Raw genomic sequence first — 22297 nt, 5'->3', positions numbered from 1 at the left:
CCCGTAGCTCCGGTTACGCCTGGATCACCTGTGGCTCCCGTAACGCCCGCTGCACCGACAGCTCCGGTCGCACCCGTTACGCCTGCCGCTCCTGCAGTTCCTGTCGCTCCAGTCACTCCGGTGGCTCCAGTTGCACCACCTGCTGGACCTGCTGCACCCGTGGCTCCGGTTGCACCCGTAACTCCGTTCAGACCAGCTGCACCTGCTGGGCCTTGGCTGCCCGCCGGACCGATCGGGCCAATGGGTCCCGCAGGGCCAGGGTTACCCTGCGATCCCGCTGGACCTACCGTTCCTTGAGGACCAGCAACACCTTGAGATCCGGCTGGACCGGCAGGTCCTGCTGGTCCAGCGGGTCCAGCAGGACCCGGAATTCCTGAGTTTCTAAGTGCGTTGGCAAGAGCTACCTCTACTGCTCTGATGGCAATGACCAATTGATCTTTGTCCGCAGAATGGATGCATTCCTGTAAAACAACAGACAACAGCGTATCAAGCAACTGCTGCAAGTTGGTGCCTACGCTTATTGGAGAGAATGGGATGACCTCCGCTGAAGCAATGGATAGTTCCAAGGCAGCTTCCAAGTTGGCCTTGTTTCCTTTCTTTAATTTCAAATGATGAACCAAAGCCAGCAACTTGCGCAGAATTTCAATCAAAACAGAAACATTAACCTGAGTTGGATTAGCAAATACCTGTACTATGGCAGCTTTCAATTCGCCAATCAATTTGAGGAGTAAATGGGCTTCTTCCCCAATACCTGTGAGGTGTGATTCTCCTCCACCTTTTCTAAAGCCGCTTCCGCCGTGCACACTGCGTTTCTTGTACTTCATCTTCCATAATCTCCTCCTTGGGAGCCCTGTTAATGTCCGCAGGTCGGGCGAACATCACTTGCTTGATGTCAACAATATATTACCAACATCAAATTTTGTGATGAATTCACCTAAAATTATTGCAATTTAATTAATTCAATTTGTTAAACGACCATCTTTGTGCATCCGTACCGTTATCATTCCATTGCTGGATTGCAGCTCCATCCGCCGTTGAAGAGCTCGAAACATCTACCGCCAATCCATTCACCTTGGAAATGATTTTATAGAAACCGTTACCCGCATCCTGGATGCTCCACCTTTGGGCGTTAGAGCCATTATCATCCCATTGCTGGAGCTGTACGCCGGGTGATGCTGTTGAGTTAGGCACATCCAGAACTTTTCCGCTGTGAACCGCCGTGAGTTTATAGAAACCATCCCCCGTGCTGTCGACCCTGAACGTTTGGTTGCTCGCACTGTAGTTGGTCCATTGTTGTACTTTGGCTCCGCTTGCCGTGGATACATCCACAATATCCAACACTTTACCGCTTGCTTTGGAACCGATCGTATAGAGACCCCCGCTGACAATGTTCGGTGTACTCGCTGCTTGATATACCCGCACATAATCCACCAGCATTTGTGATGGGAAAGGTGTCGCATTATTAGGGCTGCCAGGCCAATTCCCACCCACAGCCATATTCAACAGGAGGAAAAACGGACGTTGGAACTCCTCCGTGTTGCCTGTTCCATTTTCGATGTAAAACTCATTGAACTGTTTGCCATCCACAAACCATCTTATATATTTGGAATCCCATTCGATGCTGTAGACATGAAATTGGGAAAAATCAAGATTCTCCGATATCTTTCCATAATCGGCATGCCCGTTAGCATCCCAGTGTACGGTACCGTTTACAAAAGCATTGTTGTTGACCCGCTCCATAATGTCGATCTCTCCGCTCTTAGGCCAGCCAACGGAATTAATGTTGCTTCCCAGCATCCAAAAAGCAGGCCACAGCCCCTGACCGGACGGCAGCTTGATGCGTGCTTCAACTTTCCCGTAAGTAAAATCCTTCAAGCCTTGGGTTTTGATTCGTGCGGAGGTATAGCTGCTGCCATTGTAATTTTCTTTGCGTGCAGTGATGACCAGATTGCCACCTGTAACTTGCAGGTTCTCGGTGCGATTCGTATAATACTGCAATTCATTATTTCCCCATCCGCCGCTGCCGGTACCAATCTCTGCAGACCAATTCGACGTATTCAGAGAACTTCCATTGAATTCGTCACTCCACACCAGATTCCAATTGGTCGCTGCGTTTGTCGTCGTGCCAGGCAGTAAAGCGATTAGGAAACTGAACAGCACCAGCGTACTTACGATTTTTCTTTTTCTCAACAATCTTTTCCCTCCCCATATTAACGGACTGATTCTGAACGGGGATACCCCATTTTTCTCAATCCGTAACAACGTTTACATTAAATGTATTCTGTCTGCAACTGGATTATTTCTAACAGCGAACAGGATATTCCATGGACAAGACGGCATTTGAAGTATTTTATCAGGCCTGTGCGAATGAACGGTCCATACCTTGTGACCTTTAATATATTAGGGACATGGCAAATGGTTTGTTCTCAACGTGAGGAAGGAGTAAGCGGTATGAGCAGGCAAGTAATCATTAATGCGGATGATTTCGGGCTGTCGCCCGGCGTTAATCAGGGGATTATTCAAGCATATCAGACTGGTGGAATTACGAGTACTTCGATGATGGTGAATATGCCGGGCTTTGATCATGCACTGAGTTTAGCCCGATCGCTGCCGGACCTCGGAATCGGATTGCATTTTAACCTGACTTACGGGAGACCCGTATCCGATCCGGCCATCGTGCCTTCTTTGGTGAATCCTGACGGTGCTTTTCATCAAGGCCAGTGTGGATTAATACGAGATTTCACTGATATTGCCAAAGAACTCGATGCTCAATGGAACGTTTTGGCTCAAGCGTCACTTTCCCCTACACATCTCGATTCCCATCAGCTGCTTCATCAAAACGATCCCATCATATTCCAAATCATGGCGGAGAAAGCTGTCCGGGAAAACATCCCGCTTCGGCGATCTCAGGTCCGGCATGCAAGCACTGAAATGCCAGTGCCTCGGATGACGGATACGATTCTGCTGGATACTTACGGAGATCATGAGGGTTTACAGCGATTGCTACAACATTTATCTAAGCTCCCAGATGGCATTACCGAGATTGTATGTCATCCCGGATATGTCGATGATGCTCTGCGTGAAATTTCCAACTGGCTGGACATCCGCGAGCATGAGCTTGCAGTATTTGTCGATCAGGAAATCCCCCGAACGATACAGACGCTGGGTATTGTGCCGATAAGCTACAGAGCCGTGATGGATACCATGGAAGAACCATGCGAACTGCCACCAATACAAATGACATCACCTTTCAAACCAGTAGAAAAAAGACGACCTCGTCATGTGCGGCAGCGCTTGTTGAAGCGACAGCGTTTGGCGAAAGCACATCGCTTGTCCAAAAAACGAAGAACACTCCGTCGATCTTCTTCAACCCGTAAACGAGTGTAATCCATTACAGAATCGCACAAAGAATAGGACTATAACCAGTACATATTACTGTTGGTTATAGCCCTTCGATCTCATCTCTTAATCCAGTTCTAATTTAAATACGACGGGTGAGAAGCTATGCACGTTCCTTGTCGTTATCGTCAAGGACTCTTCCGTCCTGCTCCATTCCGGTTCTTCGTCAAAGCCCAATACCTGAATGTCCCTGATCAGTCCATGGAAATGATGAGAATTCTCCTTCAGCGAACGAATATGAACGATCCCGTTCTCCGGGTAGGCCATAACCGTGGCATAAAGGCAGCTTTCTTTTACAGTGAAACGAATGTCCTCACTTGTAAAGATCTTGGTCTCTCCATCTGTAAATTGTCCTTCCTTCACCTCGGTCGGCCCTTCCCCATACGTCCGCCAGAATGTCGTGTCATAAATCGCCTCGCCATTCACGTCCAGCCATTGACCTATGGCAAGCAAAATATCCCTGTCTTCATTCGGGATACTTCCATCTGCCTTTGGTCCAACATTCAGCAGCAGGCTGCCATTTTTACTCACAATATCGACGAGGTCCCTGATGATCTCATCCGCTGTTTTATAGTTGTTATTTTCTGTATAACACCAGGAATTTTTGGCGACAGCCGTATCCGTTTGCCAGAAATATGGTTTCAAATCGGCGAATTGCCCACGCTCCACATCTGGAACGGCACAACCGAGCATAAAGGCATCGTGTTTGTAGTTAATCGCTACCGGAATGCCCCACTCATCACCTTTGTTATAGTAGTAAGCGCTGAACTTTTTCAAGTAAGGTTTGAACGCTGCCGTCTGGATCCACCAATCAAAATAAAAAACGCTCGGCTGGTATTGATCCACCAGTTCACAGCAACGAAGCAGCCAATCTTCCAGATATTCATCCGTTGGAGGTGAGCCGTATAAATCCTGATGATCCGGTTCTGGCATGGCAGGCCAGTAGAAATCACCGCGTCTGAGCGGCTCCTTGACATCTGAATCAAAGTTTTTTCCATGGGACATGAAAAACCAATGCTCAGCACGGTGTGACGAGACACACAAAGTAAGTCCCTGCTTCTCATACGCGACCTTCATCTCACTCAACAGATCCCGTTTGGGTCCCATTTCAACTGTGTTATAGTGAGAGATGGAGCTTTTGTACATTTGAAAGCCATCATGGTGCTCAGCTACAGGCATCACATAACGGGCTCCTGCCTTTTTAAAAAGCACGGCCCACTCATCTGCGTCAAACTTCTCTGCAAGAAACATCGGAATAAAATCTTTATAGCCAAAATCCTTTGGATGACCATAAACGCTAAGGTGATGTTCATAAGCTTTGGAGTCCTCAATATACATATTTCGTGAATACCATTCACTGTCATACGCAGGGATCGAGTAAAGACCCCAATGAATGAAAATACCGAACTTGGCGTTCTTGTACCACTCGGGAACCTCGAATGCGCTAAGTGAATTCCAGTTGTCCTTATACTTTCCTTCAGCAATCGTTTTGTCGATCTGTTGCAAATATTCGTTTTTGTCCAGCATTGTTCTCATTCGGTTCTCATCCCTTCCGTTATCGGCTGCACTTGTATTGTAGTAGCTGGTTGAGCAGATAGACATGCAGAACGTTAACTTTAGGATGGACAATAATAACCTTTGTAGGGAGTTGAGGTTAATGAATCATAAGACGTTGCTCACGAACCACTTATCCAATCTGCAGGTTGATTTGTTCATGGTCAACTTCAATCGCTGCGATACGGATTGGCGAGACCTCGATTACACACCCGATTACAGCAAATTTTATTTGATCTGTGAAGGCGAGGGCTGGCTCAAGATCGGCGATCAGGAGTATTATCCTGCACCGGGACAGCTTTTTTTGATGCCAGAGGGGGTCACGCAGTCTTATTCTGCCATCAGTGATCGTCCTTTTCTCAAATACTGGTGTCATTTCAGCGCGAAGGTTGGAGGCATCAACCTATTTCAAATTCTAAATTTCCCCCACTTCTGTTCATCGGATCGGCCCGAGCTAATACAGGAAATATTCAACAGCATTCTTGATTACGCCCGATCAGGTGAAGTCTATGCGCATATGATGGCAAAAAGTAAATTAATAGAATTGTTGTCCCACTACATTATGCATCTGGATCTGGAACAGATCTGTTATACAAATATACCTGTTATGGAGAAAATATCTGCAATACTGGCCTATATTGATTCCAACATTGAAGAAAATATTTCTGTCCGGGATCTGGCTCAGATTGCCTACATGCATCCCAATTATTTCATTCGTTTCTTCAAACAGCACATCGGCGTTCCCCCCATCCACTACATTGCCAGCAAAAAAATGGATAAGGCAAAAGAACTTCTGACCTGTACACCAAAAACAGTCACAGCAATTGCCGAGCACCTTGGATTTAGTGACTTATATTACTTCTCAAGGCAATTTAAAAAGCATACAGGTCTGAATCCAACGGAGTATCGCAAACAAATCATGGTATGAACATCCACAAAGCTGGCATGATTGCACTCACCCAAAAACAAATGGAGCCCCACAAAGGGAACTCCATTATCATAACTTGCTGCGGTTCTCCTCTCCTTGCTCAACCACTCGTTTGATTTCTCTCAAATAGGCGTACCCATAATCGTCATCCGGTTCAAGGTACGCTCCTTCCGCCCATTCATTCCATGCATTAACGAACAGGAAGCCACTCCCGTTCAATTCCCGGGCTCTCGTCATCTGTCGAGATAAATACAATCCGAATTTTTCAGGTGTTGCGCCTACAGTACTCTGTCCATCAACCGAGCGGCGCGGCGTATTGTCCCAATTCACAAATGCACCAGGATATACAACTTCCCCGTTTCGATGAGGTGTTCTTTCGAGAATGGATGACCATACTTTATCGTAGTTTACCACAATGTGCTTCTGCCCCTTGATGTCCAGTTCGATCCATATTCTTCCATTCATATGACCATGCGCAAACGTATAGTGGGGCTCAAATTCCATGCTTGCGTCAAAGACGGGACGATTAAAGGTAGGAAATCCACCGATCGTCTGCACAAAATGAATACCTTCCAGCCCATGTTCTATCGCAAGCCTACGCCAATAATGAATCATTTCCTGACATCGAGGTATGCTTGCAGGCCGATAGATCAAAAATAGCGGTTTTCCCTCTACACAGATGTATCGTTTATCCTTAAACGCTCTGACCAGATAATCGAAATGTTCTTTCCAATCGCTCTCGTCCCCGTAGTCTTGCGAAATAAGAATATCCTCTTCGCGCCCGTCCCATTTGCGTGTCCAGGTTTCATTGGCCCATGACAAACAAAAAGGAAAATCCGGTTCCCCGCTGTGCAAAATCTCATCAAACGGCTTTTCAAGCAATCGTTTTCCTTTAAACCAGTAGTGATAATAACAGAATCCGTATATCCCGTGATTTTTGGCCGTTTCGGCCTGCCATTTGCGTACCTTGGGGTCCGTTAAATCATAGTAGTTCTGATGCAATGGCTTCTTGGGTTGTAAATGGCCTGGATAAAGGGGAGTTGTTTTTTTTACATTGGTCCATTCTGTAAATCCGTCTCCCCACCATTTGTCATTCTCCGCAATCCGATGAAATTGAGGTAAGTGTAAAGCAATAAGCTTCAAGCAGGACTCCTCCAATTTACAGACATATTCATTGGAAAATAATATCCATAAGTTGCAAACTTTTATGAAGATAGGATTGATTGTACTTTATATAAGAAAGTGCCTGGGAGGCAGCCAGTCTTCGTTGATCCACATGGTCCCAATAATGTTCAAGCTTCTGTATGAGTTCTTCAAATGTTGCATAGCGTTGGAAATCATCCGTGTTCGCGGGACCGCTTGAGGAAGCCAAAATAAGTTGAAATGTACCGCACGCAGCTACTTCCATGATACGTCTAGCGGATGAGTTGTCCTGAACAACAAGTTTGGCGCCGTTGTATAACTTTTCCCGGATCTCCTGATGTTGCACGGGCACAAATGCACCGAACCTCTCCCACCCCTGTCCTTCAACTCGCACTCTTTTATCTGATAACCACGCGTGAGTGGCAAGATCAAATAGGCAGCTATCAGGGTGTGCATCCCCAATGATATAAACATCGGATTCATATTCTCTTCCCACCACCTGTGGACAGAACAGTGTGGGGTTCGGTGGAAAAGGTATTTCATGACATGAGATATTCCCCATATGCCGATCGGAGGGAATGTGGGTCGAATGCTGTGTAAACACATAATCAAAAAAAGGGATGATCGATTCCATCTGTTTTACATCCGACTGGTCCGACAACCATATCGCCTTTTTGGCAGAGGAAATCCTCAACGCTTCCAAATTCTGATTCGACAAAGCATCTTCTCCATCCAGTACCAGAATCAAATCCAAATCCTGCCCTGTCGTATGATCTGCAACGGACTGAATCGTTTTGATTTCATTGACATGTTGAACCAAATGCCTCAAGCTCTGTTCAATCAAAATAGAGTTCGCAGAGCCTGCTCGTTCCATAGCAGGAGTAATCAGTAGGACCTTCAGCTGTTTATAATGAACACGGGGAGAATCCAAAACTTTCCCACTGTCTTTACTTTCCATTCTCTGTTCCTTGCCGTCCTGAATCATTTTCATAAGATGCTGCTGCAAATCCGATTGCTGTACAACCAGATGATGCCGGATTGATTTGAGTTTCCGGTTCAATGTAGCATTCATTTGTCTGAGGTATACCTGATTGGGATGCTGGACAGGACTTCGATTCTTTTGGGACTTGGCTGGCATACGCCTCCTTTTTTTGATGACCATACCCTCCAATCACGAAACGGATTAACTCTCATTGCCTACAATATGCATCTGCCTTTGGCTAGGTTTCTATCGCCTCATTTTTAGGTGTTTAACTACTCAAAGATGGGCTTCACCCGTGTCTTTAAATGTGCCACAACCCCGTGTCCATCCCGTTCTTGTCCTCATAAAATATATCAAACCAGATAGGAGTTGATATGATTGCCAACGTTCGATAGCATTCTTGTCACGGGAAATCAGACCATTAATCAGGATTTGCAGGTAAATGGTAATGAAACGATTGGATTGGACCTGCAGGTGAACGGAGACCAGACGGTTGCTGGCAGCTTGCAGATTAATGATAGCTCCTCTATTACAAATAATCTGGGTGTCGGTGGGGTTATCGAGGCGGGAGACAGTGTAAAAGCAACGACGCAGCTAATGGCCATGAATCAGCCCTCTCTTCCAGTTACCTTGCCACTCATCCAGCAACTGTTATATTATAATCCCGGTATACTGAATCAGCCGGGTTTAGTGTTAACAGGCACTAGTGGGAATAAATATGTTCTGTTTATTGATGAGAGCGGAGGAACACCAAATCTAGCGATCCAAAGAGTATAGACTCACTGGATGCAATATAAAAAGGCGATACTCAGAGTTAATTCTCTGAGTATCGCCTTTTCTTTCATTACAACATTATTACCCTTGGTTAATCAAAATGGACAAAGCACTTTTGGATTCGAGTTGGAAACTTAACAATTCTTCTTCTCTTAGCTGAACCTGCACATTTCCTGTTTCTTCTCCGTCATTGAAAAGCACGAGAGCAATCGAACCATCCGTATTTTTGAAGGCTACGGAACGAATGGATGCCTCATTGGAGGACGAGTCAATGCGTACGGCTTTGGGACGAATCAATGCACTGAAATGAGCCAGAGCATAATAGTCCAGTGTATAGGTAAGCTCTTTCGTTTGCTGGTTAACCTTCACAATGCCGCGGCACGTACTTTTCCCGAAGCCAGGAACGGTAGGACCGTTGTTCTCATCCAGTGCCATATTCCAGAGCACAAAAGATTTGCTGTAATTGCGAAGAATCTCAATACCCGTTCTGATCACATTGGAGAAAGCTTGTTCGAATGGAGGGATCCATTCTCCTCCTGATCCTTCGGTGAAGTGTACCTCTTTACCGGCAACAGCTTCATACACCTTTGTTTGTGCCGAGGCTTCGCCCCCATACCAGTGCCAAGCGACTCCATCTACCTCTTCTGCCGCCTCATCAAGTACTGTCAGCGGGTAATCCGGACGATCCCAGTTGTGATCATAACAGAGGATTTTGGACTGAATGTCATTTTTGACCAAAGCCGGCTTGAGATGATTTTTGATAAAGTCTGCTTGCGCTTCAGCTGGCATCAACATGCCGGGATAATGACCTGGTTCATAAAGTGCTTCATTCTGTGGTGTTACTGCATGGATAGGCAATCCATGTGATGTGTAGGCTTGGATATATTTCACAAAGTATTCCGCATACGCCGGATACCACTCATTTTTCAGTTGACCTGTAATCATCGAGCCGCTTGTTTTCATCCAGCCCGGAGCGCTCCAAGGTGAAGCGAATAGCTTCAGCTCAGGATTGAGCTCCAAAGCCTTTTGAGTCAAAGGAATAACATCCGCTTCATCATGTGCAATGCTGAACCCGGATAATTCCGGGTCCGTTTGATTTTCTGGCAGATCATTATAGCTGTATACCGTTCTGGCATAGTCTGAAGCGCCCATCGGATTGCGGATGACCGACAATCCAATGCCTTCCTCGGGATGGAACAACCGAGTCATGACTTCCGCTCTCTGCTCATCGCTTAATACCTGGTTAATCAGATAGGCAGATGAGTCGGTAAAAGAAGCCCCAAAACCATCCATTTCCTGATACGTTTGCTGATCATCCAGAAGGATAGTCGTTGTTTCCTTGGCGGAGTCCTGCGATTTCAATTGATCCTGGGACACAGATACAAACAATGCATCTTCTCCCGTGGATTTGTACATTTTGAATTTCGTCATATGCTTTCCCTCCACATTCCTCTTATTGGATACCCAATTTCTCTTTATTCTGTTTCATTTTCTCACTACGGACCTTCAGGATATCATCCCAACGGTTTTCACCTAAAAATGACTTGTAAGCGGCGAGCGCATTGTCAAAAGAGGCATCATCTTTGGCACGTACCATGCTTACCAGGGTTGAATTCCACTTGGCGTTGATCGCCGACAACGCACGTGCTTCAGGTGTTCCTTGATTCGGACTAATATTCTCCAGAATGAAGTGTGGTTTCAGTTTGCCTTTGCCCCACTCTTGCATTTGTTTAATCGCTTCCGGGAAAGCATCTGCACTCAGTGCTTTGTAACGGTCATGGCCAAAGAACATGAATTCACCCATCCGGTATTCCTTCTTGAATTTGTCCGCATTATGAAGTTGCAGGTCTTTCACAGCTGGCATCAACTCAACCGTACCATCTGCATTCTTTTTATACGTCTCGCCTTCAATACCATAGTTCATCAGAAGCTGACCTTCTTCACTGAGCAGGTACGTAAAGATTTGAATCGCTTTAGCTGGATCTTTGGCGTCTTTGGAGATGAAGTTGATCATCCAGCCTGTAATACCGGATTGATTAAGTGTCGGTGCATTACCTTTGGTGCTTTGTGGTCCATCAACGGCAACATACTCTTTGCCTTCATTGGCACTCAGATAAATTTGCAGATTTCCTCCCTGTTGAGGTGTACCATCCAGCAGCATCGTTGCATATTTTCCGGATTTCACTTTTTCCTCAAAGGCCGTACCATCATCAGCAAAGCTGTCATCACTGATATTTCCGTCTCTGTATACCTTATTTAAAGTCTTCAGCCATGTAAGATAATCTTCATCCTGATTGCGATCATAGAATTCTCCATTTGCAGTTTCAAGCGGCACGCCAATGAAGTCTTGCAACACGTCTCCGAGTGAACCTGTTCCTTCACCGATAGAGTTAAAACCAAATGGAATCAGTGTTGGGAACTTTTCCTTGATCTGTTTCATCACACTTTCGAATTCCTCTGGTGTTCCCATGACAGGACTTCCCAAAGCTTCGTATACATCATTACGGATGATAAATGCCGTTTTGGCTGGGATGTTGCCGCTATCATAATCGGCTTGCGTATTGGAGTAGTTTGGATAGCCATACGTCTTGCCATCAGCCTGCTGGAACCAGTTCAGGGTATCGGCAGCTGCGACTTTGTTGAAGTATGGATCATATTTCTCCGCAAGATCATTCAGCGGCATAGCCCAGGTTGCGGCTTTTTGCACCACAGGAGAGTTAGAGTCAAATACTGTCAGCAGGTCAGGCATATCTCCACCGGCAAAGAACGTATTTAACTTCGTATCATCACCTGTAATGAATTTGATATTGATGTTCAGATCTTCCTTGATCTTTTTGGTTACAATGTCTTTGCCGAAATCCGTGTTCCACCAGTCGGCATTAACGTACCAAGTTAGGTCTGTAGCTTCTTCCTTTTTATCCAGCTGCCAAGCTGGTTTTTCAGGATCGACTGTATAGCGATCTTCAATGGAAACCCAGTTTCCTTCGCTCGAACCCCCTGATCCACTACTGCAGCCTGTAATCATGATCACCGCTGTCAGCAATGCCGCGCACAGTTTAACTCCTTTTTTGCCTGCTGCCTTATTCATCTTGAACATATTGTTTCCTCCTTAAAGTTAGGTGAGAAATATTGAATAGAGCGAACTTTCTAACAAGCTTAGGTTCCTCTTACTCCTTGACTGCTCCCAGCATCATACCCGAGATAAAGTATCTTTGAAGGATAGGATAGATCAGTATGATCGGCAGTGTAGTAATAACAATCGTAGCCAGTTGCACCCCTTTAGTCGTTGTTTCAATGACTGCCGAGCCACCCACATTTTGCATGGATTGCGTTTGGGACTGAACAATAATCTCGTACAGCATCATCTGCAGCGGATACAGCGACTGATCGGTAATGTACAACTTAGTTGTCATAAAGTCATTCCATTGCCCTACTCCATTGAACAATGCAATAGTTGCCATCGCTGGCATGGACAGCGGGATGAAGATTTTGAGGAAAATATGCCAGTCTCCTGCACCATCGATTTTGGCTGACTCCTCCAGGGAATCCGGTACATTCCGGAAGAAATTCATCAGAATGACGACATCATAGAAGCTGAACAATGCCGGAATAATGTACACCCAGAAGCTGTTGAGCAGGCCAAGTGATTTGATCAATAAGTACGTTGGGATCATTCCGCCAGAGAAGAACATCGTGATAACTCCCATGGCTACGTACAGTTTACGGCCACGTATGTGCTTTTTGCTCAGACCGTAACCGACCATGGCACAGAAGAATACGTGTGTAACGACTCCGATTGTTGTTTTGGAAACGGAGATGAAGAACGCTTGCCAGATGTTCGAATCGTTGAATACGGCTCTATAATTCTCCAGCGAGAACTCCGGTGACCAGAAGATGAACCCGCCTTCCGCCAAAGCCTTGCCCGAGCTAAAAGAAGAGATAATGACATTCCAGAGCGGAACCACAATAACGACAGTACAAATAGCGAGTAAAATAATATTTAAGGTATCAAAGATCCGACTATCGAGATCTTCTTTAGCCACCTTTCCATTCACACGGGATGCCTCCTTCTACAGCACAGATTGATTATCGTTTAATTTGCTTGTAATTTTGTTCGCGGTGACCAACAGAATAACGGACACAATCGAGACGCCCAGACCAACCGCGGTAGCATACGAAAAGTCACCCTGTGACATCCCCATACGATATACATACGAATTGATAACTTCTGCCTTGTCACGGTTTTGCGAGTTCATCAGAACGAGCGTCTGGTCCAGATTGGAACCAAGTAAACCGCTTACAGTAAGAATCAGATTAAGGCTAATGATTGACTTCATGTTAGGCAATGTGATATTCCAAATTTGTCTGAGACGGCTTGCACCATCAATTTTGGCTGCCTCGTAATACGTAGGATCAATCTTGGACATAATCGCCAAATACAGAATCGTTCCCCAGCCGGCCTCTTTCCAAATATCGGATAAAACTGCAATCCACCAATACTTGCCTGCATCCAGCAAAATGTTCTGCGGTTGCGAGATCACTCCCAAGCTGAGTAGCAGCTGATTAAACAATCCCGTTGTTGAAAACCAGGTAATCAGCATGCCGCCCAATACAATCCAGGACAGAAAGTGAGGTAGATATGAAATCGTTTGCACGAACTTTTTGAAACGTCCGCTGTTTAATTCATAGATCATGATCGCCAGGATAATGGGAATGACAAACCCGATACCCAATTTCAAAAAGCTGATCCCCAGCGTATTCACTACGGCATCCCAGAAGTATTTGTCTGACATAATGATTCTGAAATTTTCCAAACCGACCCATGGTGCGCTAGACAGCGTATCAATAACGGTGTAATTTTTGAATGCAATCGTCAATCCGTATATCGGAATGTAACAAAAAATAATCATAAAAATGATGCCGGGTATAATCATCGATTGAATTTCCCATTGTCTTCGATAATCGATGACGAACTCTTTCATTCTTTGTCCGATTGGCTTCCTTCCCCCCGGTCTTACAGGCTTTTTACCGGTTGACGACGTCTCTACGGCTAATTTACTCACGCTCTTTTTCTCCCCTCCAACTTAAGCATTTCCTCATAAAAACGTTTTTATTTTATGACAAAAAAACCCCCTATTATCAAATCTATAATTAAAAAAGACCGGAAATGATTGAATCAGTTATGTTAAAAAATCACTCCGGTCCATCTTCACATGACTTGAGCCCCGTATGATAAGTTCACCCGCCAGTTTTTGTGAAACCCCATGTTCCTTCTTCTTGATCATGCGAACCAGGTGATTGATCGCCAGGATACCCTGCCTTGCAATCTGGTTTCGTACGGTACTTAATGGCGGGGAAAAATATTGAGCAATATCAATATCATCGAAGCCTACTACACTTACATCTTGAGGAACCTCGAAGCCATGAGACTTCAACGCATGGATGCAGCCGATTGCACTCACATCATTTCCTGCAAGAAAAGCATCAGGCAGCTTGGCAGGATGCAGATGAAGAAAAGATTTTACAGCACTGTAGGTGCCCTCTTCCTCAAAATATCCCTGTAAGATGTAATCATCATCCAACGGAAGCTGGTACTCACGCAAAGCGGCCAAATATCCATCTCTACGCTGATTACTGTCAAACATGGTGTCCACGCCGGATATGTAAGCAATTTTCTTGTGCCCCAGTCCAATTAAATACTTGGTTGCTTCGTAACCCGCTACATAAGAGTCAAATATGACGCTTCCCATAGTATCGCTCTGATAGACCCGATCCAGAAACACAGCCTTAATCTTGTCTTTCTCCATAGCGACAATATCCTGCTCATCAATCCGCAGTTCTTCGTAGATGATAACGCCATCCACACGCCGTCCCAGAATATTACTCATAATGACCTGCTTATCCTTGGTCACAAACACATTCAGCCCGTAGCCCAGACGATCGCATTCGCGAGACATGGATTCAACCAGCTTATAAAAGTATGGACCCGACACACTTGTGGTGAAAAAGCCCAGCATTTTGGTTTGCCCGGATTTTAGCAGCTTGCCGTTCAAGTTGGGAACGTAGTTTAAACGCTCTGCCACCTTCAGGACATGTGATTTGGTCTCTGGGTTTAAGACATCCACGCCGTTCAAGGCGTTGGAAACCGTAGAAATGGATACCCCGGCTTCCCTTGCAACATCTTTAATTGTAATCTTTCCCATAATTTTTTGGTCCTTTGCTATAAAAACGTTTTTATATATTTTAAATTAGCATAAAACCGTTTTCAATACAACACTTATTCACTGATTTTTTTTGCTACTCATTTATTTACGATTTTTGGCATGGTACAAGATACTACGAAAGTATACGTGTAGAGACTAACTATGCGGAAGGAAGATGATAATGGCCTTTATTGAAAGGTATGCGATAAATGAAAATGGTGCAGTGACTTTCACAGGCAATACGCTTGGACTTAGCCGCTCTGAAACTGTTGGTGTTCCCGGGACAGTTGACAGCATCGGGGCTTATAATACGACGGATACCACACAGCAGTTTGGAACATATCCACCAGGAACAACGAATCTTTTTCAGAACAACAGCTCCTCTGCTGTACTACAAATCCCCGCAGGCAGCAGCATCCTGTATGCCGAATTAATCTGGGGGGGTACATACATTGACAATACGGAGAACAATTCCGCCTTTATCAATGATGCTGTACAGTTTACAACTCCAGCAAGTCAGACCAGTGTTTTTCCGGACCCGGCAACCAGTTTTGAAGTCATCTTGTCCACCGCTTCCGGATTCCCCACAACCTATGCCTATGTTCGTTCTGCAAACGTTACAAGTCTAATCTCTGCTGGAGGAGCAGGAACCTATACGACCAGTGGAGTAGTTGGAACACTGTCCATACCCGATCCGACCTCCAACCATGCGGGCTGGACACTTGCGGTAGTGTACCAAAATGCTGCCTTGCCTTTGAGAAACATGTCCATTCGAGTGAATGCCGATGTCATTCTTTCCACTTCGGGTCCTGTCAACATGATTATTGATGGATTTGCCACACCATTCATGGGTCCACTGGCAGGTCGGGCACAATTCAGTACACAGGAGGGTGATGCGAACAAGACCGGGGATCAGGCTCGTTTTGGACCGACCATTGCCACTGTGACGAATCTGTCAGGTCCGAACAACTTCTCCGACAACTTCTTCGCTTCACAGATCAATGATGATGCCGGAAACCTCGATACCTCTGGTACGTTCGGGACAAGGAATCAGATCAATGGAACCCCTGGTACAAACATCGTTGGTGGTCGTCAAGGCTGGGATATTACGAACGTGGACGTCGGATTTACATTGCTCAATACACAGACTCAAGCTGCCTTCCAGCTTACAACGAATGGAGACGGCTATCTTGTTGACGGCAACGGATTACAGATCGATATCAACCTCCCTGCCCTTAATGCCGTCAAAAGTGCCAACGTAACTGATGCTGTCGTCGGAGATACGGTAACATATACCATTATCATCTCTAATACTTCATTGGTTAATGCAACGAACGTTATGTTCTTTGACAACATTCCTGCAGGAAGCTCCTTCGTAACGAATAGCATCACACTCAATGGGGTTTCACTGCCGGGTACAGATCCGGTAACCGGATTTCCGATTGGAGATCTCAACTCGGGAACCTCCGCTACCGTGACCTTCCAGGTATTGGTCACATCCGTACCTGTACCGGCTCAGTTGTTTAACCAAGCCAGAGTCGGTTATACTGCCCCTACCGTACCCGATGGTCCGATTATTAATACTGCGGTTACCTCCAATGCAGTGGTGGTTCCCATCTATGAACCCAATGTGGCTATTGTCAAAAGCGCAGACACAACCAATGCTCTTGTCGGAGATACAGTTACCTACACGTTGGTCGTAACCAATACGGGAAATATTGATGCCACAACAACCGTCCTAGACAATATACCAGACGGTTCCGTCTTTGTACCGGGCAGCGTAACCGTCAATGGTGTTTCTCAACCAGCTTCTGACCCTGTTGCAGGAATACCTATTGGTCCGGTTGCACCCAACGCAACCTCTACAGTCACTTTCCAGGTAAGTGTTGTTAGTCAGCCAGCTGGATTGCAAATGGTCAATCAGGGAACAGCCTCCTATACCTTTCAGCCACCAGATGGCCGTGTAATTCCCGGATCTGTTACATCTAACACGGTTGTCATCCCTGTCTCGCTACCTATGTTGAGTGTTGTGAAATCAACTGCTGCTACAGATGCAGTGGTTGGTGATACCGTTACCTATTCCTTTACAGTTACCAATCAGGATGCCAGCAGCATTACCAACGCTGTACTGACCGATAACATTCCAACGGGTTCCTCGTTTCTAACTGGAAGTGTCACGTTAAATGGTGTACCCCAGCCTACAGCAGATCCTGTTTCTGGTATCTCTGTCGGTACTCTCTTGCCTGGTGCATCAGCCACAGTCACTTTCAGTGTTCAGGTAAATACCCTGCCCTCACCACCTCAACTAACAGATCAGGCCCAGGTGAGCTTCGACAGCGGTACCTTTAGCGGAGTTTCCTTTTCCAATATGGTCATCATTCCTGTGTTCCAGGCCATTATAGCCGTTGCTAAGGCTGCTACACCTACGTTTGCTGTAGTCGGGGAAGCCGTGACCTTTCAGTTTACCGTGACCAATTCAGGAAATATTGGCGCAACAACCACATTAACGGACATCATTCCGCCAGATGCCACCTTTGTTGCCGGAAGTGTACTCGTAAATAGCCTTCCGGTCCCTCTTGCCGATCCGAATGCCGGCATTTCTCTAGGCCTCGTACCGACAGGTGGCTCGACCCTGGTCAGTTTTCAAGTCGTAATTACATCATTACCGGCTTCGTTTCAGATTGTTAACCAAGGTAATGCCAGCTTCACCTTCACTCCACCGGACGGCCGCATTATTCCTGGCAGCAGCAGTTCCAATCTAGTGGTTATTCCCATTTCGGCAGACAATCTGACCGTAGTCAAAACAGCAAGTGAGCTCCAAGCCGTTATTGGGGATATTGTCACATACACGCTAGTTGTTCAGAATAATGATCCGGTTGACGCAACCAATGTCAGTCTCACAGACCCTATTCCTGTTGCTTCTGTTCTGGTTCCGGACAGCGTAACGGTGAACGGTGCATCTCTCCCAGGAGTCGATCCTAGCGCAGGAGTCCCTATCGGAACAATTCCAGCCAACGGCTCTGCAACTGTCACGTTCCAGGTCAGTGTGGTCGGAACAGCTCCGCCGGTTCCTTTTCCCCTGTTCCTGGTTGACCAGGCCACCGTTACGTTTACAACCGGAGAATTCACTGGAACGGCCTTATCCAATATCGTCAATGTCCGGGTGTTTGAACCCGTCATTGCGCTGGTAAAATCAGCTGTCCCATCGACTGCTGTTGTGGGTGATATTATTGCGTATACCGTTTTGGTGTCCAATGAAGGTAACTATAACGCTGACGTTATCCTGGTTGACCCATTACCGGCAGGAGAGGCTTTTGTACCGAATAGTGTGCTGATCAGTGGTAACCGTTGGAGCAGTGCCAACCCAATAACCGGAATTAACTTGGGAACGATCCAGCCCAATTTTCCGGTGACGGTTACTTTTCTAGCCACAGTGACATCCGTGCCAACTCCACCCGAGCTTGTCAATCAGGCTACTGGAGATTACACCTATACTCTTCCTGACGGGCGGATCATTCCTGGTTCATCCTTGTCCAATACGGTGACGGTTCCCGTGTCCGAACCGGGGGTTCTGTCCCTTGCCAAATCAGCTGACGTTACCGCCGCGGCCCCAGGAGATATTATTACGTATACGCTGCTCGTTCAGAATCCTACAGAATTGCTGGCAACATCCGTCTTTCTTACGGACCCGATTCCGGCTGGGTCAAGTTTTGTGCCTGACAGCCTCACCCTGAATGGTGTAGCTCAACCTGGGGTTAATCCCTCCACAGGCGTAAGTATCGGCACTATAGGTGCAGGCAGCTCCACGACAGTGACGTTCCAGGTCAACGTCAATGCACTTACACCGCAGCCTGTGACCCAGACGTTAACCAATCAGGGCACCGTTACCTTTGCCATAAACGGAGTAAGTGGAAGTTCGCCGTCCAATGTCGTTTCCATTCCTGTCTATAATCCTGTCATTACCATTCTTAAATCCGGTACCCCCGATGCCGTAGATCTTGGAAATACCGTGTTCTATCAGCTTGTTGTTCAAAATACAGGCAATATTGCAGCCGATGTAACCGTTATTGATCCAATTCCACCTGAATCATTCTTTATACCTGGATCTTTAACCGTAAACGGAGTGGAAATAAGCGATAATCCGGTTAGTGGTATTCCATTGGGGGAAGTGGCACCAGGTGAAACATTCACGATTAACTTTCAGGTAAATATTCTGTCATTCCCATCGAATAATCAGGTTGTGAACACAGCGATAGTCAATTATAATTTCACTCTTCCTGATGGCAATGTCATTTCCAATTCTGTGGAGTCCGATTCAGTCACTACTTTTATCAGCGATCCTCTTCTGGAAATTGTCAAATCTGCTTTGCCGAGTCAGGTCGTCCCGGGAGAAACGATTACGTTCTCCTTCCTGCTGACGAATGGTAACAATGTCCCGTTTAGTTCCATTATATTTACGGATCGAATCCCTGAAGCAACTACTTTTGTTAATAACAGTGTTACGATCAGAGATGTGAGTGTACCCGGAGTCAATCCGATTAATGGATTCGAGGTAGATAATATCGCACCCTTATCCGCGATTCCTATCACCTTCCAAGTCATTGTGAATCAAGGAATTGCATTGGCTCAGATCACCAATCAGGCCAGTGTTTCCTATACATTGGGCGAGGTTTCATTTAACGTTCTGTCCAATGTCGTTCTCATGCAGGTGATTTTCCCAGTTCCACCAGTACCGCCAGTACCACCCGGGCCTCCTGAGCCTCCAACGCCGCCGTTACCACCTGTTAATCCGACTACACCAACAACGCCTGGTTCTTCACAACCGTCCACCCCATCCGTTCCTTCCATACCAATCTCAGCACCTGTGATTCCTGTCCAGAAGACGGCAAGCAAAAGCATTGTTGAGGTAGGAGAAAGCGTTGATTATGTGGTCCTCATTCAGAATACGAGTGCATTTGCAGCCAAAAATCTGGTTCTCACGGATCAACTGCAATCTGGCGTTACTTTGGTTTCTGGTAGTGTCACAGTACAGGGTATTGCTCAACATAATTGCAGTTTGGCGAGTGGAATCTCCCTGGGTGATCTGCTGCCAGGAGCATCGGTGGAGGTTGGATACACAGCCATAATCAAACATCAGCCATCCAACGGAAAGGTCATGAATCAGGCTACAGTCTCCCTTTCCTTTGTTCTTCCAGACGGCAGTTTAATTCCCATTACGCTGGCTTCCAACAAGGTTATCGTCACTGTTGTTGAGGCCGAAGAGTAAAATTCAATCTCTTTTCTTTTTCCGCTTTGGTGATCGCATATTGCTTTTGCGTCCGGACTTTAAACGACGGTTACCTGTCGTGCCTACACTCCTCTTACTGCGCTGTGGTAAGGGGAGTTTTTTCTCTGGTATTTCACGCTCCTCTTGCCCTAATGTGGGAGACAAGTGTTCCAGATAAAAGGGCTTCTCCAGTCCTTCCTGATCCTGATATTGAATTCTTTGCTCTTTGATGTAATCCGGCTCCTCCAGCAGTTCGCTTGATTGATATCCAGCAACTTCGGCATCTGAAATCGGTTGCTTTACAACAAGGAGATGATACATAATCTGATAAGCTACATTCAGTTGGGAGTGTCGTAACAGTTCCAGTTCAGTTTCATTGTATAAACCGTGATAGGATGGAAAATAGAAAAACTCCATGTTAAGTAACCTGAAATCGATAGGGGATTCTATTGTCTCCTCGCGAAGCTGCAAGCGGTCTGAAGTATACAAGGGTGACTTGTCATCAAGTATTTCATTGACCTGAGAAGTCCAGAATTGGGGCATGTATTCATTAAACAACTGCTTGAAATGGGGATTAACCATATGTGAGGTTACATGTGCATAGGGGGCTACGATACAGACAATCGCTTTGTGTGTACTAATCCTGTATATTTCCTCCATCACCTGCTGCAAATGATCAACATATTGCAAGCTGTGTGAACACATCACAAATGTGGCACAGTTATCATCAATCGGGAGGGGCGAATTGATATCGTGAACAATGTTAGTCGTGGGATATGCTATTCGATCAATTCCCGTACAATTTTGGTGTTTATTTTTTCCGCTACCCAAATCGATTCTCAATCCGCTCACTTCTTCCTCATACAATTTAATACTGTATTTTATTCCAAAGTGGGACTACGTGTATAAGCGTTCACCCTATGTTCATGGCATATTATGCAAAAAAAGCAGCTCATATATGAGCTGCCGATAATCATGCTTCTAATTCCCCGTTCTGGGTGTACATACGATAAATTTGTTGTACCTGCTCTTCCAATCGATCAAAGCGAACAAAACGATCGGCTCGAATATACTCCTTCTGCTCCACCAACATAATCATCGTGGGAACTGTGAAAATAAGAAACCTGGACGCCACCTCTTCCACTTGGTTAGCATTGATGTGGGCCAAGTGCACCATTGGATACGGTTCAAGTAACTCCCTAATCTTAGGGAGTAAGGCGTGACATACACTGCACTCTGGCCGTGATATGTACAAAAAAACCAATTCATGTTGCTTAATCATTTCTTCGATCATTTCTATGGATGTTAAAGTATGGAGCTCTTTCATAAGGGTCATCCCTTTCGGTCAGTTGGCAACTATAGTTAAACTGTAGTTTATCACGAATGATTGACTGTACAAATCTCGCACTCAACTAAACATTTTCTTTTCAAACACAGCCTATCTGCATTAAAATGAAGTTGGAAGATCATCCCATATGAAAAGAGGTTATTGTATGAAAAAATCATTTGTTTTTCTGCTTACTGCCCTGATTGCTGTTATCTCCTTCTCCGCGTATGCACCTTCATCTGCATCTGATGCCTCTGGTGATATTGGAGTTAGCCTGCTATCGGATCGTCAATCAGGCACAGTAAAATAAGCGTTCGCACTCTTTCCAAGAAAGAATTTGTACAGAAAATCAGCAGACGACCAGTTCGGATAACATCCGGGTTGGTCGCCTGCTGTCATTGTCATTGTTCTTTTCAGCAATCTTTACTTCCAATCCCTCTTGCGAAGATAGGATTCGAATACAAATGTTCCAAAAGGCAATAAGCCTGCTACCAATCCCATGAACCAGCGTGAAGCTTTCCACTTCTTCACAACTGCCAAATGCACAAGTGTAATCAGATATAGCGGAAAAAGAATACCGTGAATCATACCCATAATCATTACTAGGGAAGACATATCGGCTAAATATTTTAGCGGCATGGCTATAAAAATCAACAGCAGCAATGATACACCTTCCCAAATGCCTGCAATTCTAAATCGACCCGTCACTGTCTTCATCCTG

Annotated in this window: 18 protein-coding genes; 5 read left to right on the top strand and 13 right to left on the bottom strand. The window is 45.7% G+C overall.

Going from position 1 to position 22297, the window contains the following annotated elements; translation table 11 throughout:
* Both A6049_RS05310 and A6049_RS05305 read right to left on the bottom strand, forming a co-directional pair.
* Positions 1-824: collagen-like protein (locus tag A6049_RS05310; RefSeq protein WP_145921899.1), on the bottom strand; the 824-nt coding region annotated here is incomplete at its 3' end.
* A gap of 130 nt (positions 825-954) precedes the next feature.
* The gene (locus A6049_RS05305; protein WP_063563599.1) at positions 955-2193 is read right to left on the bottom strand and encodes an RICIN domain-containing protein; all 1239 of its coding nucleotides are present in this window, start codon (positions 2191-2193) and stop codon (positions 955-957) included.
* A 258-nt stretch (positions 2194-2451) separates the two neighbouring features.
* Here A6049_RS05305 and A6049_RS05300 point away from each other — a divergent pair, with 258 nt between their 5' ends.
* Positions 2452-3387 carry a carbohydrate deacetylase gene (locus A6049_RS05300; RefSeq protein WP_063563598.1) on the top strand — a complete coding sequence of 312 codons (936 nt, stop codon included), beginning with the start codon at positions 2452-2454 and terminating at the stop codon, positions 3385-3387.
* A gap of 78 nt (positions 3388-3465) precedes the next feature.
* On the opposite strand, the gene A6049_RS05295 is transcribed toward A6049_RS05300, so the two are convergent.
* Positions 3466-4935 (bottom strand): alpha-L-fucosidase, encoded by a 1470-nt coding sequence (locus A6049_RS05295; protein WP_240321310.1) that lies wholly within the window; start codon positions 4933-4935, stop codon positions 3466-3468.
* Positions 4936-5056: 121 nt separating this feature from the next.
* Between A6049_RS05295 and A6049_RS05290 the strand changes: the two genes are divergently transcribed.
* Positions 5057-5881 (top strand): AraC family transcriptional regulator, encoded by an 825-nt coding sequence (locus tag A6049_RS05290; protein WP_063563597.1) that lies wholly within the window; start codon positions 5057-5059, stop codon positions 5879-5881.
* A gap of 69 nt (positions 5882-5950) precedes the next feature.
* Here A6049_RS05290 and A6049_RS05285 read toward each other — a convergent pair whose 3' ends face one another.
* Together A6049_RS05285 and A6049_RS05280 are read right to left on the bottom strand one after the other, a co-directional pair.
* A complete protein-coding gene (locus A6049_RS05285; RefSeq protein ID WP_063563596.1) occupies positions 5951-7024 on the bottom strand; it encodes a glycosyltransferase WbsX family protein in 1074 nt (357 codons plus the stop codon).
* A 28-nt stretch (positions 7025-7052) separates the two neighbouring features.
* Complete coding sequence (locus tag A6049_RS05280) at positions 7053-8162, bottom strand: glycosyltransferase family protein (protein ID WP_063563595.1); 1110 nt, start codon at positions 8160-8162, stop codon at positions 7053-7055.
* A gap of 222 nt (positions 8163-8384) precedes the next feature.
* Here A6049_RS05280 and A6049_RS05275 point away from each other — a divergent pair, with 222 nt between their 5' ends.
* Complete coding sequence (locus A6049_RS05275) at positions 8385-8783, top strand: hypothetical protein (RefSeq protein ID WP_063563594.1); 399 nt, start codon at positions 8385-8387, stop codon at positions 8781-8783.
* Positions 8784-8861: 78 nt separating this feature from the next.
* Here the strand turns inward: A6049_RS05275 and A6049_RS05270 are convergent, their stop codons facing one another.
* The 5 genes from A6049_RS05270 to A6049_RS05250 all read right to left on the bottom strand — a co-directional run bounded on the left by A6049_RS05270 (position 8862) and on the right by A6049_RS05250 (position 14983).
* On the bottom strand, positions 8862-10211 hold the full coding sequence (locus A6049_RS05270) for a glycoside hydrolase family 30 protein (RefSeq protein WP_063563593.1): 1350 nt from the start codon (positions 10209-10211) through the stop codon (positions 8862-8864).
* Positions 10212-10233: 22 nt separating this feature from the next.
* A complete protein-coding gene (locus tag A6049_RS05265; RefSeq protein ID WP_063563592.1) occupies positions 10234-11877 on the bottom strand; it encodes a type 2 periplasmic-binding domain-containing protein in 1644 nt (547 codons plus the stop codon).
* 70 nt (positions 11878-11947) lie between these two features.
* On the bottom strand, positions 11948-12835 hold the full coding sequence (locus A6049_RS05260; RefSeq protein WP_063563591.1) for a carbohydrate ABC transporter permease: 888 nt from the start codon (positions 12833-12835) through the stop codon (positions 11948-11950).
* 15 nt (positions 12836-12850) lie between these two features.
* Complete coding sequence (locus A6049_RS05255; RefSeq protein ID WP_052016450.1) at positions 12851-13762, bottom strand: ABC transporter permease; 912 nt, start codon at positions 13760-13762, stop codon at positions 12851-12853.
* A 198-nt stretch (positions 13763-13960) separates the two neighbouring features.
* On the bottom strand, positions 13961-14983 hold the full coding sequence (locus tag A6049_RS05250; protein ID WP_063563590.1) for a LacI family DNA-binding transcriptional regulator: 1023 nt from the start codon (positions 14981-14983) through the stop codon (positions 13961-13963).
* A 181-nt stretch (positions 14984-15164) separates the two neighbouring features.
* Here A6049_RS05250 and A6049_RS05245 point away from each other — a divergent pair, with 181 nt between their 5' ends.
* A complete protein-coding gene (locus A6049_RS05245; RefSeq protein WP_063563589.1) occupies positions 15165-20249 on the top strand; it encodes a DUF11 domain-containing protein in 5085 nt (1694 codons plus the stop codon).
* A gap of 3 nt (positions 20250-20252) precedes the next feature.
* On the opposite strand, the gene A6049_RS05240 is transcribed toward A6049_RS05245, so the two are convergent.
* Together A6049_RS05240 and A6049_RS05235 are read right to left on the bottom strand one after the other, a co-directional pair.
* Positions 20253-21101: a methyltransferase domain-containing protein gene (locus A6049_RS05240; RefSeq protein WP_161490549.1), complete on the bottom strand. Its 849-nt coding sequence runs from the start codon at positions 21099-21101 to the stop codon at positions 20253-20255.
* A 121-nt stretch (positions 21102-21222) separates the two neighbouring features.
* Entirely contained in the window at positions 21223-21576 is a 354-nt protein-coding gene (locus tag A6049_RS05235) for a thioredoxin family protein (RefSeq protein ID WP_063563587.1), read from the bottom strand.
* Positions 21577-21742: 166 nt separating this feature from the next.
* Here A6049_RS05235 and A6049_RS33185 point away from each other — a divergent pair, with 166 nt between their 5' ends.
* Positions 21743-21886: a hypothetical protein gene (locus tag A6049_RS33185; RefSeq protein ID WP_161490548.1), complete on the top strand. Its 144-nt coding sequence runs from the start codon at positions 21743-21745 to the stop codon at positions 21884-21886.
* A gap of 113 nt (positions 21887-21999) precedes the next feature.
* Here A6049_RS33185 and A6049_RS05230 read toward each other — a convergent pair whose 3' ends face one another.
* Positions 22000-22293, bottom strand: a complete 294-nt coding sequence (locus A6049_RS05230; protein ID WP_063563586.1) for a DUF3817 domain-containing protein — start codon at positions 22291-22293, stop codon at positions 22000-22002.
* Positions 22294-22297: the final 4 nt, after the last annotated feature.

This window comes from Paenibacillus sp. O199 (assembly GCF_001636635.1).
GTDB lineage: Bacteria > Bacillota > Bacilli > Paenibacillales > Paenibacillaceae > Paenibacillus > Paenibacillus marchantiae.
This window is presented reverse-complemented; position numbering and strand designations above follow the sequence as displayed.

Excerpts from the sequence above, each read along its gene's own strand:
- A6049_RS05245 (WP_063563589.1), top strand. The coding sequence starts at position 15,165 with ATGGCCTTTATTGAAAGGTATGCGATAAATGAAAATGGTGCAGTGACT.
- A6049_RS05295 (WP_240321310.1), bottom strand. The coding sequence starts at position 4,935 with ATGAGAACAATGCTGGACAAAAACGAATATTTGCAACAGATCGACAAA.
- A6049_RS05290 (WP_063563597.1), top strand. The coding sequence starts at position 5,057 with ATGAATCATAAGACGTTGCTCACGAACCACTTATCCAATCTGCAGGTT.
- A6049_RS05230 (WP_063563586.1), bottom strand. The coding sequence starts at position 22,293 with ATGAAGACAGTGACGGGTCGATTTAGAATTGCAGGCATTTGGGAAGGT.
- A6049_RS05255 (WP_052016450.1), bottom strand. The coding sequence starts at position 13,762 with ATGAAAGAGTTCGTCATCGATTATCGAAGACAATGGGAAATTCAATCG.
- A6049_RS05280 (WP_063563595.1), bottom strand. The coding sequence starts at position 8,162 with ATGCCAGCCAAGTCCCAAAAGAATCGAAGTCCTGTCCAGCATCCCAAT.
- A6049_RS33185 (WP_161490548.1), top strand. The coding sequence starts at position 21,743 with ATGAAAAAATCATTTGTTTTTCTGCTTACTGCCCTGATTGCTGTTATC.
- A6049_RS05250 (WP_063563590.1), bottom strand. The coding sequence starts at position 14,983 with ATGGGAAAGATTACAATTAAAGATGTTGCAAGGGAAGCCGGGGTATCC.
- A6049_RS05270 (WP_063563593.1), bottom strand. The coding sequence starts at position 10,211 with ATGACGAAATTCAAAATGTACAAATCCACGGGAGAAGATGCATTGTTT.
- A6049_RS05235 (WP_063563587.1), bottom strand. The coding sequence starts at position 21,576 with ATGAAAGAGCTCCATACTTTAACATCCATAGAAATGATCGAAGAAATG.
- A6049_RS05265 (WP_063563592.1), bottom strand. The coding sequence starts at position 11,877 with ATGTTCAAGATGAATAAGGCAGCAGGCAAAAAAGGAGTTAAACTGTGC.
- A6049_RS05300 (WP_063563598.1), top strand. The coding sequence starts at position 2,452 with ATGAGCAGGCAAGTAATCATTAATGCGGATGATTTCGGGCTGTCGCCC.